Raw genomic sequence first — 13,036 nt, 5'->3', positions numbered from 1 at the left:
GCTGCGCATGATCGTTCGACCATGGACATCCTTTAATTTGTATCCGCGCGACTTGTCGCGCCTGCTAGGCGGTCACTCGTGACATTCAGTCGAGCCAGCGCCGGCTCGAGGAGGACCGATGATCAGCCGCAGGGCGCTTTCCGGATTGCTGATGACGCTGGTCGGGCCCTCATCGGTCGCCGGCAACGCGCTGATGCTCGGGCATTGCCGGGGATCGTGCGCGAATGTCGATCTGCCAGCACTAGGCTACGATACGTTCTGCCGGTCGTTCTTCGACATCGCGGCGAGAGGAAAACTGCGTTCGACAGCAACCGGCCCGGATATCCGGCGGGAGATGCGGTCGTTGTTCCGGGCGCGGCGGCTCTATCGGCCATCGCGCGACGAGATGCGGGTTCTCTGGCGCGACACGGCGGACGGATTTTCGGTCGTGAAGGTCGAGTTCGATCTGGAATGCGGCGTGCCGGTGCGCGGATGTCTCGGGATCCCCGACGGCACGTTCAAGGGTTTGATCCTGCTCGCTCACGGCATGGCGAGCACGCCGGAGCGGTGCTTCGATGATGCCGACAAGGACTACATGAACGCGCTCGGCAAACGGCTTTGCCAGGACGGTTATGTCGTCTGGTGCCCCTACATCGTCCAGATCGGAAATCAGGAAAGCCAGAACAACATCGCAGCGATGCTGGCATCCCACGGTGTCTCCGCGCACAACGTGTCGTGCGCATCGCTCGATGCCGGCGAAACCGTCTGCCGGAAGCTGACCGGCGCGTCCGGTCTGAATATCGGTGTCTACGGGGTGTCGTCGGGCGCGTTTCTCGCGCTGCATCTGGAGGCCGCGATGGGGCGGATGCGGCCGACCGTCGCCTCGGGATACATGCGTGACGAGAAGAAATTTCTGATGTCACCCGCCATCAGCAAGAACCTCGGCATCGAACTTGCGGCCTATCTTCATTTCGCCAACAGCCGTGCCAAATACACCGGCGCGGAGCTGGCATACCTGCTTTCTCCCTGCCCGCTGTTCGTCGAGATCGGCAGCCGCGATAGTGCAAACGCGATCGAGCTCGGGCGGGACGAGAAGTTCGCTGAAATGCAGTCGGTCTACGCGGCGTCGGCGCATCCGCATCTGATCGAGATGGACGTCTTCGACGGTGTGCACGAGGTCAGCGGCAAGCGTGCAAGGCCGTGGCTGTACGGCCATCTGGCGTCGCCGCTCTATCAAGAGACGTCGCGCTTGAAGAACGCCATCGCGTTGTGAGCGGCGGGGGCTATTCCCGCTGCAATACATCGGCGCGTCTGCGCCGCTAGCAGCCGCGACTGGCGTCGATCACGAAGCTTCGTTTGCGCGCATCACATTCGTGGGAACGGTTGGCGTCCGTGGCATGCAACCGGCCGATCACGTTACAGGATTGTCGGATTGGGCGCGTTATGATCTCCTGTCACGCACCTTGCCTATCCCTAGCCTTATCGGTCTGAGGGAACTCGACGTCATATCCGTCTCGCAGAGCTTGTTGATAGCCGAAGGGTTGGACCGCATGAGTGGTACGGAACGAATGCTCGGTGGATTGGCAGGGGTTCTGGTATCGGCGGGACTTGCGGTCAGTGGGATTTCAGCAGCGCACGCCCAGGCGGGGCCACCCGGGCCTCCTGCCGTCGGCGTGTTCGAGGCGGTGAAGCGGCCGGTCACCGAGACCAGTGAATTTCTGGGGCGCATCGAGGCCCCCAACCGCGTCAATGTGGTGGCGCGTGTCACGGCGTTCCTGGACAAGCGGAACTTCGTCGAGGGCGCCGAGGTCAAGGCCGGCGACCTCTTGTATCAACTCGAGCGCGGCCCGTTCGAGGCCGATCTCGCATCGAAGAAGGCGCAGGTCGCGCAGCTGCAGGCGACGTTGGTCAACGCCAAGCTGACCACCGACCGTGCCAAATCCCTGCTCGGTGGCCCGGCTGGGCAGCAATCGAGTGTCGATGCCGCGGTCGCCAACCAGCAGAGCCTCGAGGCACAGGTGCAGGCCGCGCAGGCGCAGGTCGACCTGTCCCAGATCAATCTCGACTACACCATGATCCGCTCGCCGATCGACGGCAGGATCGGTCGCACCGCGGTCACCGAAGGTAACGTCGTGACGCCGAGCTCGGGAACCCTGACGACCATCGTCAGCCAGGACCCGATGTATGTCACGTTTCCGGTACCGGTACGTGAGGCGCTCGATCTGCGCGAGCGCTACGCGACGCGCGGCGGCTTCAAGGCGGTGGTCATCCGCGTGCGGCTGCCGGACGGCCGGCTGTACGACAAGGTCGGCGAACTGAACTTCGTCAACAACACCATCGCGCAGAACACCGACACGATCTCGCTGCGTGGCACGATCCCCAACCCGTCGACCTACACCTCCGTTGCGGCCGGCGGCGCGGTCCGCGAGCTCACCGACAACGAATTCGTGACCGTTCTGCTGGAAGGCGTGCAGCCGGTCGAGGTGCTGGCGATCCCGCGCTCGGCGGTGCTGTCGGATCAGCAGGGCGAATATGTCTACGTCGTCGGCGCCGACAACAAGGCCGAGCAGAAGCGGATCCAGCTCGGGCAATCGACGTCGACGATTGCGGCGGTGACGAGCGGCATCGCGCTTGGCGACAAGGTCATCGTCGAGGGGTTGCAGAAGGTCAAGCCGGGTGAGGCGGTCGCGCCGGGGCCGGCCAGCGCGCTGATCCAGTCGAGCATGAAGGTCTCCGCGGACGGCGGCGCCGGCGGTGCGCCGAAATCGACGGGTAACAACCCATGATCTCCGCTGTCTTCGTCGATCGTCCGCGGCTTGCGATCGTCATCGCGTTCGTGATCACGATCGCGGGCGCGCTGGCGCTGATGCAAATCCCGGTCGCCCAGTTCCCGGACATCGTGCCGCCGCAGGTCACGGTCTCGGCCGTGTTCCCCGGCGCGTCGGCCGAAGTGGTCGAATCGAGCGTCGCCCAGCCGCTGGAAGCGCAGGTCGTCGGCGTCGACAAGATGCTCTACATGAAGTCGACCAGCGGCAATGACGGCAGCTACACGCTGACGGTCTCGTTCGCGCTCGGCACCGATCCCGATATCAACACCGTCAACGTCAACAACCGGGTGCAGAGCGCGCTCGCGCAATTGCCGACCGAGGTGCAGGCGCAGGGCCTCACCGTGCAGAAGAAGTCCTCGGCCGTGCTGCAATTCATCGTGCTGTACAGCAAGAGCGGCGAGCAGGATCCGCTGTTCATCACCAACTACGCCATCATCAACGTGCTGGACGCTATCTCGCGCACGCCGGGCGTCGGGCAGGCGTCGCTGTTCGCCAAGCTGAACTACTCGATGCGAATCTGGTTCGATACCCAGCGGCTGACCAGCCTCAATCTGGCGCCGTCGGACGTGATCGCGGCGATCCGCGCCCAGAGTGTGCAGGCGCCGGTCGGCCGCATCGGCGCGCGTCCGATCAGCAACGACCAGCAGTTCCAGTTCAACGTGCAGACCCAGGGCCGCCTGACGACATCCAAACAGTTCGGCGACATCGTGCTGCGGGCCAATCCGGACGGATCGGTGCTGCGGATCAGGGATGTCGCCCGCGTCGAGATCGGCGCGCAGAACATGGATTCGGAGTCGCGGATCGACGGCAATCCCGGCGTGCCGATGGGCATCTATCTCGCGCCCGGCGCCAATGCCGTGACCACGGCCAAGGCCGTGCAGGCCACGCTCGCCAAATTGTCGGAGCGGTTCCCGCCGGGCCTGACCTATCTCGTGCAGTACGACTCCACGACCTTCGTCTCCGATACGATCAAGGAAGTGATGAAGACGCTCGGCGAGGCCTTCGTGCTCGTCGTGGTCGTGGTGTTCCTGTTCCTCGGCAATCTGCGCGCCACCGTGATTCCGGCGGTCGCGGTTCCGGTCAGCCTGATCGGTGCCTTCGCGGTGCTGCTCGCGCTCGGCTATTCCGCCAACACGGTCTCGCTGCTGGCGATGGTGCTGGCGATCGGCATCGTGGTCGACGACGCCATCGTCGTGGTCGAGAATGTCGAACGCGTCATGGAGGAGGAGCCTGAGCTGTCGCCGGCCGACGCCACCAAGAAGGCGATGACGCAGATCACGGCGCCGATCATCGCGATCTCGCTAGTGCTGCTCTCGGTGTTCGTGCCGATCGCGTTCATCCCCGGCATTTCCGGCACCCTGTTCCGCCAGTTCGCGGTGACGATCAGCGCTGCGATGGTGATCTCGGCACTGAATGCGCTGACCTTGTCGCCGGCGCTGTGCGCGGTGTTCCTGCGCCATGGCGGACCGCGGCGAGGCATCATGGGACGGGTGCTCGACGGCATCGACTGGGTGCGCGACGGTTATGCCGGCGTGGTGCAGCGGCTGGTCCGCCTTGCGGTGCTGTCGCTGGTTGCGGTGCTGGTGTTCGCCGGCGCGGTGTTCGGGGTGTCGAAGGTCACGCCGACCGGCTTCCTGCCCGAGGAGGACCAGGGTGCCTTCTTCATCGCAGTGCAATTGCCCGACGGCGCGTCGGTGGCGCGCACCAGCGAGGTCACCAAGCAGGTCGAGGCGCTGCTGAAGAAGAACCCGGCGGTCGACCACGTGCTGTCGATCATCGGCTTCTCGCTGCTCGACGGTGCGAGCGAGCCGAACTCCGCTTTCATGGTGGCGCGCATGAAGGCGTTCGCCGATCGCAAGGCCACGACCGACTCGGTGCAGGCCGCGATCGGGCAGACCTTCGTCGGAGGTTCGCAGATCCGTCAGGCCTCGGTGCTGCCGTTCAACCTGCCGCCGATCATCGGGCTGTCGACGTCAGGCGGCTTCGAGTATCAGCTCGAGGCGCTGGAAGGGCAGGACCCGGCTTCGCTCAGCAGCGTGATGGGCGGATTGATCGGTGCGGCGAACCGCAATCCGAACCTGGCCCGCGTGTTCTCGACCTTCACCGCGACCAATCCGTCCGTCTATCTCGACATCGATCGCGCCAAGGCGCAGGCGCTCGGCCTCAACATGGCCGACGTCTTCACCGCGCTGCAAGCCACGCTCGGCGGCATCTATGTCAACAACTTCAACCTGTTTGGCCGCACCTGGCAGGTCAACGTGCAGGGCGATGCGGCGGACCGCCGCGACATTCCCGACATCTGGCAGATCTATGTGCGCAATACCGGCGGCGAGATGGTGCCGATCCGCTCGATCGCAAGCTTGCGGATCGTCACCGGCCCGCAGGTGATCACGCGCTACAACAATTATCGCTCGGTCACGGTGAACGGCAGCCCGGCGGCGGGCGTGTCGTCGGGTACCGCGATTGCGACGATGGCCGACCTCTCGAAGACGACGCTGCCAGCCGGCTACTCGTATGAATGGACCGGCACCGCCTATCAGGAGCAGGCTGCTTCCGGCCAGACCGGCATCATCCTCGCGCTCGCGGTGCTGTTTGCCTATCTGTTCCTGGTGGCGCTGTATGAGAGCTGGACGATCCCGATTCCCGTGCTGCTGTCGGTCACGGTCGGCGTGTTCGGCTCCTATCTCGCGATCAAGCTCGCAGGGCTCAACCTCGATCTCTACGGCCAGATCGGCCTCGTGGTGCTGATCGCGCTCGCCGCCAAGAACGGCATCCTGATCGTGGAATTCGCCAAGGAGCAGCGCGAGGCCGGCAAGCCGATCATCGAAGCCGCGACGACGGGCGCGCAGATGCGCTTCCGCGCCGTCATGATGACCTCGATCGCCTTCATCCTCGGCCTGGTGCCGCTGGTGGTCGCGACCGGTGCTGCGGAGATCAGCCGCCGCGCGGTCGGCACCGCGGTGTTCGGCGGCATGCTGGCCGCGAGCTCGATCGGCATCTTCCTGGTGCCGATGCTCTTTGTCACCTTCCAGGGCTGGCGCGAAGGCGTGAAGAACCGCTTCGGCAGGCGGAGCAAGGCGGAACAGCCGGCGTCGCATTGATTCAACCTAATCCCATCGCGCATTAGCGGGGCGCGTGAGGCGGCGCTATACTGGCTGCCTCATCGAGGGAGTTCCAGATTGAGCGTTGCCTTCACCAAGGAAGAAAGTGCCGAGACCGCGTCCGAAACGCTGTTGCCGGATCGTCCGATCTCGCCACATCCCAACCTGGTGACCGAAGCGGGACGCAAGGCGCTGGAGCGCCAGCTTCAGGAGGCGCGCGCCGCCTACGAGGCCGCGCAGCAGCTGGAGGACGTCAACGAGCGTCGGCGGCAGTCGGCGGTTCCGTTGCGTGACACGCGCTATCTCACCGAGCGGCTCCGCACCGCGCAGGTCGTCGCAGATCCGACCTCGACCGAAACCGTCGCCTTCGGCAGCACGGTGACCTTCAGCCGCGCCGACGGACGCGTGCAGACCTACCGCATCGTCGGTGAGGACGAAGCCGATCCAAAGGCGGGCTCGATCTCCTTCGTTTCGCCCGTAGCAAGGTCGCTGATGGGCAAGGCGCTGGGCGACGTCGTCGGGTCAGGCGATCAGGAGCTGGAGATCGTGGCGATCGCGTAGCGGATCGCAGATTTCTGTCACGCCGCCGGCAGCGCAAGCCGCTCGATCGTCTGGATATGCCGTGCCAGAAGACTGCAGGCCTGCTCGATGTTGCGGGCGCGCAGCGCCTGCAGGATCACGCGATGATCCTGGCTCGGCCGCGGCCGCCAGCCGGCGTTGCGCGCCATCGCGAATACCAGGCGTGAATTCGCCAGCTGCAGGCCGTCGAGGCTGGCGAGCAGCCGCGGCATCGCGCAAGGCGCCACCAGCGCGTGATGAAAGGCGCGATTGGCCATCTCGAATTCCTCGACCGTCTCGGCATTGTCGCCTTCGACCAGCGCGACCTCGATCCGTGCCAGATGCGCCGACGTGAATTTCGGCGCCGCGTTGCGCAACGCGACCACCTCCAGCGCGGCGCGCATCTCGGCGATCTCCTTCACCGATTTGGTGTCGAGCGGCGCCACCCGCACGCCGCGGCGCGGCACCGCAACGACGAGATGCTGCGCCTCCAACTGCCTGAAGGCCTCGCGCACCGGGACGTGGCTGGAGTGGAATTCGTGCGCGACACGGTCCTGCCGGAGCGGCGCATCCGGCGGCAATGTGCCGCTGATGATGCGCTCGCCGATCGCCTCGGCGATGCGCCCGGCAGTTGTCGTGTTCTGGCCTTCGTCCATCATAGATTATCTATCATAAAAACGGGTGCGCTCACGCGGAGCCTCGGCTAGCATCATTCTAAGTCCGAAATCATAGATAATATACCAGATTATCTATGATTTACAACAAGCGAGAAGGTTAGCACGATGGTTGATGTCGTTGAGATCGAACGCACCGAAGACCGCGCCGGCGCGGCGCCGCGCAAGACTTGGCAGCGCGCCGAGGCCGAGGCGCTCTACAATCTGCCGTTCGCGGACCTGATGTTTCAGGCGCAGGGCGTCCATCGCGCCAACTTCAATCCGAACCACGTCGAAACCGCGAGCCTGCTCAGCATCAAGACCGGCGGCTGCCCGGAAGACTGCGGTTACTGCTCCCAGAGCGCGCATTACGGTACCGGCCTGAAAGCCACCCGCCTGATGCCCCGCGATGAGGTGGTCGCGGTCGCGCAGCGCGCCAAGGACGCCGGCGCCACCCGCTTCTGCATGGCCGCGGCCTGGCGCAGTCCCAAGGACCGCGATCTCGATCAGGTCTGCGACATGGTCAGCGCGGTGAAGGGGCTCGGCATGGAGACCTGCGTCACGCTCGGCATGCTGACGCCGAAGCAGGCCGAGCGCCTCTCCGAGGCCGGGCTCGATTTCTACAACCACAATGTCGATACCTCGCCGGAATTCTACGACAAGATCATCACCACCCGCACCTTGCAGGAGCGCATCGATACGCTGGCGCATGTGCGCGACGCCGGCATCAAGGTCTGCTGCGGCGGCATCATCGGCATGGGTGAACAGGTCGAGGACCGGCTCGGCATGCTGATGCTGCTCGCCAATCTCCCCAGCCATCCGGAAAGCGTGCCGATCAATCTGTGGAACGAGGTCAAGGGCGTGCCGGTCAACGACACCGCGGAGCGTCCCGATCCGATCGCGCTGGTGCGGCTGGTCGCAACCGCGCGGATCATGATGCCGCAGAGCGTGGTGCGGCTGTCGGCCGGGCGGCAATACATGACCGATGAGCTGCAGGCGATGTGCTTCCTCGCCGGCGCGAACTCGATCTTCATCGGCGATGTGCTGCTGACCACCAAGAATCCGCAGCGCGACCGTGATGCCGATTTGCTGGATCGGCTCGGCATCACCTCCCGCCTCGCCTGATCGCAATCTTCCGCGAGCGCGCGGCCACAGTCCGCGCGTGACCAACCTTGCATCTGAGAGAGAAGCATGAGCGCAATCCATGCGGCCAAGGCCGCTGATTACGCCGCGGCCTTGCACGCCCTGAGCAAGGACGATCGGCTGCGCGGCCTCAAGCCGCGCGCAGGCATCGATTTCGTCTCGAACGACTATCTGGCGCTCGCGACCGCGCCGCGCATCAAGCAGGCGGTTGCGGCCGCGCTCGAAGCCGGCACGCCGATCGGCGCCGGCGGCTCGCGGCTCTTGCGCGGCAATTGCGAGGAGCATGAGTGGCTGGAGACTGAAGCCGCCACGTTCTTCCGTGCCGAGACTGCCTTGTTCTTCGGCGGCGGCTATGTCGCCAATTTCGCCGTGCTGACGACGCTGCCGCAGCGCGGCGATCTGCTGGTGCTCGATGCCCTGGTGCATGCGAGCATCCATGAGGGTGCGCGGGCCGGCCGGGCGGAATTCAGGTTCAGCGCCCACAATGATCCGCAATCGGTCGAGGATACCATTCGCGGCTGGCGCGGCGAGGGCGGAACGGGCCGGGTCTGGATCGTGGTCGAGAGTGTCTACAGCATGGATGGCGACGTCGCGCCGCTCGACGATCTCGTCGCCATCGCGGATCGGCACGACGCGTTCCTGATGGTGGACGAGGCGCATGGCACCGGTGTCTATGGCGAGCAGGGGCGCGGCCTGACGGCGCCCTATGAGGGCCGCGACAACCTCGTGATCGTTCATACCTGCGGCAAGGCGCTGGGCGCGGCGGGCGCGCTGGTCACGGCCCCGACCGTGCTGCGCGACTTCATGGTCAATCGCTGCCGCCCGTTCATCTTCGCCACCGCGCCATCGCCGCTGACCGCGGTTGCCGTGCGCGAGGCGCTGCTGATCCTGCAACAGGAGCCCCAGCATCAACAGCGTCTGGCAAACCTGGTCGCGTTCACCCATCGCGAGCTTGATCTGCGCGGCTGGCGCAGTTCGTCGCGCTCGCAGATCGTGCCCTATATCGTCGGCGACAATGCACGCGCGATGCAGCTTGCGTCCGCACTGCAGTCACGCGGCTTCGACGTCAGGGGCATCCGGCCGCCGACCGTGCCGGCGGGCACCGCGCGCCTGCGGATTGCGATCACCCTCAATGTCGACGAGGACGACGTGCGCGCGCTGCTCGACGCGCTGGTCGCGGAGACCAACGGATGGCCACAATGAGCAGCGCGATCGTGGTGACCGGCACCGATACCGGAATTGGAAAGACCGTCTTCTCGGCGGGTCTCTCCAGCTTCCTCGGCGCGAACTACTGGAAGCCGGTTCAGTCGGGCCTCGACGAGGAGACCGACGCGCAACTGGTGGCTCGGCTAGGCGGCATCCCGGCCGACCGCATCGTGCCGGAACGCTACCGGCTTCGAACGCCGGCATCGCCGCATCAGGCCGCCGCGATCGACGGCGTGCGCATCGATCCCGGCGCGCTCGATGTGCCCGCGACTTCGAACCGGCCGCTGGTGATCGAAGGCGCCGGCGGGCTGATGGTGCCGCTGAATGACGACACGCTTTACATCGACATCTTCGAGCGATGGCGGTTGCCGGTCGTGCTCTGCGCCCGGACGGCACTTGGCACCATCAATCATTCGCTGCTGTCGGTCGAGGCGCTGCGCAAGCGCCGGATCGACATCGTCGGAGTGGCCTTCATCGGCGAGAGCAATCCCGAGAGCGAGCGCGCTATCTGCGCGTTAGGGCAGGTGCGCCGACTGGGCCGGTTGCCGCTGCTGTCGCCGCTTGCGCCGGACACGCTGCAGGCGGCATTCAGGGATTCATTCCGGCGCGAAGATTTCAATCCATGATGCCCGCACGCAAGTCACCGATCTGGCACCCGTTCACGCAGCATGCGCTGCATGGCGAGATGACGAGGATCGTGCGCGGCGAGGGCGCCTATCTCTACACCGCGGATGATCGCCGCATCATCGATGCGATCGCGTCCTGGTGGGTCGTGACACATGGCCATTGCCATCCGCACATCGTGCGCGCGATCCAGGATCAGGCGGAGCAGCTCAACCAGATCATTTTTGCCGGGCATACCCACGAACCGGCCGAAGCGGTCGCAGCGCAGCTCGTCAAGCTTGCGCCGGATGGGCTGGACCATGTGTTCTTTTCCGACTCTGGCTCGACCAGCGTGGAAGTGGCGCTGAAGATGGCGCTCGGCTATTGGCACAATATCGGCGTGCCGCGCACGCGGATCATCGTCATGGAGCACTCCTACCATGGCGACACCGTAGGGACGATGTCGGTCGGCGCGCGCGGTGTCTTCAACAAGGCTTACGAGCCGCTGCTGTTCGACGTCGTGTCGATCCCGTTTCCGGCTGTTGGCCACGAGCAGACAACGCTCGATGCGCTCGAAGCCGCGTGCAAGGACGAGAGCGCGGCAGCGTTCATCGTCGAGCCGCTGATCCTCGGCGCGGGCGGGATGCTGATGTATTCGCCCTGGGTGCTGAAGGAAATGAAGCGCATCTGCGAAGCGGCGGATGTGCTGTTCATTGCCGACGAAGTGATGACCGGCTGGGGCCGCACCGGCACCTTGTTCGCGTGCGAGCAGGCCGACGTCAGGCCGGATATCGCCTGCTACTCCAAGGGGCTCACCGGCGGATCGCTGCCGCTCGCGGTGACGCTGTGCCGCGCCGAGATCTACGACGCGCACTATTCAAGCGATCGTTCGCGAACCTTCTTCCATTCCAGTTCCTATACGGCGAATCCGGTCGCCTGCGCCGCCGCAAGGGCCAACCTCGAGCTCTGGCAACACGGCGCGGACGCGCGCGTCGCCGCGCTCGCCGCGATGCAGGAGCGGATGCTTGCGCCGTTCCGCGCCGATCCACGTTTCGAAAACGTCCGCCGCACCGGGACCATCACCGCACTCGACCTGAAGGCAAGTGACGCCGGTTATCTCGCCGGCATCGGCCCAAAACTTCAAGCGTTCTTCGCGCATCGAAATCTGTTGCTGCGCCCGCTCGGCAACACGATCTACCTCATGCCGCCTTACTGCGCGACGGAAGCGGACCTTGAGGAAATCTACGCCGCGATCAGGGATGCGGCCGACGCGTTGGCTTGACGGCGGCACCTCGCGCGCCGCCGCTTTGTCCGCGATGGGCCCTCATGTGAAATCGGCGTGCCCTTGCAGGCACGCCGACGAGCGCGATCACGCGTGTTTGTGTGGCGCGGGTCGCGCAGCGGGATGCTGCGGCCGTGGCGCAGGATGAGGCCGCGGGGCCGGCCGCGACACGTGCGGCGCTGCAGGCCGGGGCGGCGGGGCACGATGTACGGCCGCTTGCGCGACGTGCGGGGCCGGCGGATGCGCAGCCGGGCGTGACGCAGGCGGTGCATGCTGTGCGACCTGCGGCCTTGGCGCATGCACGGCTGCCGCGGCGGCATGTGGCGCCGGCGAGGGGTGGTTGCCAGCGCCGGGCAGCGCGTGGGCTGTCGGCAACGCATGTCCTGTCGCTTGAGCGTGTTCTGCCGGTGCAGCGTGCGCGGCCGGCAGTGCGTTTCCTGTCGGCAGAGCGTGTCCTGCCGACGGAGCGTTCTCTGCCGGTTGCGTGTGTCCTGCCGGCAGAGCATTTCCTGACGGCAGCGCGTGACCCGTCGTTTGAGCGTGCTCCGTGGGTGGCGCATGCACTGGCGGCAGCGCGTTTCCGGTCGGCAAAGCGTGTCCAGGCGGCACGGCATTCCCCGTCGGCAGAGCGTGCTCGGCCGTCGGCTGCGCATGCCGGGGCGGCGGCGCCGCGATCGGCTTGCCCGGTCGCGCGGCGATCACGCCAGCGCCGCTGAATTGTGCGGCGTGTGCCGTCGCGGCGACCGCCGGATGACCATGGTTGTTGGCGAGCGTCAGCGCCGGATCTTTCATCGCCGCTTCCGCGTGCCGCGTCTGCTCGGCGGTCGCAGCCACGTGGTGCCCGTTCGCGGCCGCGACCTGCTGCGGCGTCGGCCTCACCGTGGTGCCGCCGGTGCCGCCATTGTAGCTGACGTTGGTCGTGTTGTTGATGACGGTCTTGTTGTAGACGTTGGTGACCGAGACGTTGGAGATGTTGTTGACCGAGCTGTTGTAGAAGAAGCTGCCGCCGCGCCAGTAGCCGCCCTCATAGCCGACGCCGGTGTAGCCGAAGCCATAGGAGATGCCGCCGTAGAAGCCGACGGTCGCTCCCCAATATCCGGCGTGGAAAGCGTAGACGCCATCGTTCCAGCCCCAATAGCCGGGTGTCCATAGCAGCTCGGGCGCGGGCGGCTGCACCCATGTGCCGGGCACCCAGTAGTAGCCGATATCGTCGCTCCAGGCCCAATAGCCCGGGGTCCAGATGTAGCCGACCGCGGGCATCGGCGGCTGCACATAGACCGGCAATGGCGGCGGCGCCGCATTCACGGTGATGCCGATGCCGACACCGATGGCGAGCTGTGCGTGTGCAGCGTTGGGCGACGAGAGACAGCAGAGGCTGAGAGCTAAGGCGAGAGGCAGTCCGGCGATGCGGCGCATGGCACATACTCCAATCTTCTTCCCCCAGCGGTGGAGTCGAATAGTGGCGGCGACATGAACCCGTTGTGAATGTTTGCGCCGACACCGTGATTTCGAGATCGCGCGACGCGTGATCGTTAACGGCGACGGATGCAAGTCAGCTTGGTGTCAGGATGGAACGCGATTGTGCAGTCGAAGTGGGAACGTGAGCCAGGCGACTCGCACGAAAGATGCAAGTTCCGCGTGTCTACCTCGTGCTCTGCCGTCGCGGTGTCTTCGTTGCCGTTG

The 13,036-nt window shown here is 65.6% G+C and carries 10 protein-coding genes; 8 read left to right on the top strand and 2 right to left on the bottom strand.

Annotation, left to right across the window (positions count from 1 at the left end):
• Positions 1-118 precede the first annotated feature (118 nt).
• The 4 genes from CK489_RS07100 to greA all read left to right on the top strand — a co-directional run bounded on the left by CK489_RS07100 (position 119) and on the right by greA (position 6,469).
• Positions 119-1,252: a hypothetical protein gene (locus tag CK489_RS07100; protein WP_095731752.1), complete on the top strand. Its 1,134-nt coding sequence runs from the start codon at positions 119-121 to the stop codon at positions 1,250-1,252.
• A 277-nt stretch (positions 1,253-1,529) separates the two neighbouring features.
• Positions 1,530-2,765: an efflux RND transporter periplasmic adaptor subunit gene (locus CK489_RS07095; protein ID WP_245350275.1), complete on the top strand. Its 1,236-nt coding sequence runs from the start codon at positions 1,530-1,532 to the stop codon at positions 2,763-2,765.
• Complete coding sequence (locus tag CK489_RS07090; protein ID WP_050628743.1) at positions 2,762-5,908, top strand: efflux RND transporter permease subunit; 3,147 nt, start codon at positions 2,762-2,764, stop codon at positions 5,906-5,908. Before CK489_RS07095 ends, CK489_RS07090 begins: the two co-directional genes overlap by 4 nt.
• 78 nt (positions 5,909-5,986) lie before the next feature.
• The gene (gene greA, locus CK489_RS07085) at positions 5,987-6,469 is read left to right on the top strand and encodes a transcription elongation factor GreA (protein ID WP_095731751.1); all 483 of its coding nucleotides are present in this window, start codon (positions 5,987-5,989) and stop codon (positions 6,467-6,469) included.
• 17 nt (positions 6,470-6,486) lie between these two features.
• Here the strand turns inward: greA and CK489_RS07080 are convergent, their stop codons facing one another.
• Entirely contained in the window at positions 6,487-7,125 is a 639-nt protein-coding gene (locus CK489_RS07080; protein WP_198960849.1) for a GntR family transcriptional regulator, read from the bottom strand.
• A 123-nt stretch (positions 7,126-7,248) separates the two neighbouring features.
• On the opposite strand from CK489_RS07080, the gene bioB reads away from it, so the two are divergent.
• The 4 genes from bioB (at position 7,249) to CK489_RS07060 (ending at position 11,353) form a co-directional block, all read left to right on the top strand.
• Positions 7,249-8,244 carry a biotin synthase BioB gene (gene bioB, locus CK489_RS07075; RefSeq protein WP_095731749.1) on the top strand — a complete coding sequence of 332 codons (996 nt, stop codon included), beginning with the start codon at positions 7,249-7,251 and terminating at the stop codon, positions 8,242-8,244.
• 66 nt (positions 8,245-8,310) lie between these two features.
• Positions 8,311-9,465, top strand: a complete 1,155-nt coding sequence (locus tag CK489_RS07070; RefSeq protein WP_095731748.1) for an 8-amino-7-oxononanoate synthase — start codon at positions 8,311-8,313, stop codon at positions 9,463-9,465.
• On the top strand, positions 9,462-10,094 hold the full coding sequence (gene bioD, locus CK489_RS07065) for a dethiobiotin synthase (protein ID WP_050628748.1): 633 nt from the start codon (positions 9,462-9,464) through the stop codon (positions 10,092-10,094). Before CK489_RS07070 ends, bioD begins: the two co-directional genes overlap by 4 nt.
• The gene (locus tag CK489_RS07060) at positions 10,091-11,353 is read left to right on the top strand and encodes an adenosylmethionine--8-amino-7-oxononanoate transaminase (protein ID WP_095731747.1); all 1,263 of its coding nucleotides are present in this window, start codon (positions 10,091-10,093) and stop codon (positions 11,351-11,353) included. The genes bioD and CK489_RS07060 overlap by 4 nt, the downstream gene beginning before the upstream one ends.
• Positions 11,354-11,440: 87 nt before the next feature.
• Here CK489_RS07060 and CK489_RS07055 read toward each other — a convergent pair whose 3' ends face one another.
• On the bottom strand, positions 11,441-12,769 hold the full coding sequence (locus CK489_RS07055; RefSeq protein WP_095731746.1) for a YXWGXW repeat-containing protein: 1,329 nt from the start codon (positions 12,767-12,769) through the stop codon (positions 11,441-11,443).
• Positions 12,770-13,036: the final 267 nt, after the last annotated feature.

The sequence above is a fragment of the Bradyrhizobium sp. UFLA03-84 genome, from assembly GCF_002289535.1.
In the GTDB taxonomy this organism is placed as follows: domain Bacteria; phylum Pseudomonadota; class Alphaproteobacteria; order Rhizobiales; family Xanthobacteraceae; genus Bradyrhizobium; species Bradyrhizobium viridifuturi.
The sequence above is the reverse complement of the archived record's forward strand: the minus strand, read 5'-3'. Positions and strand labels throughout refer to the sequence as shown.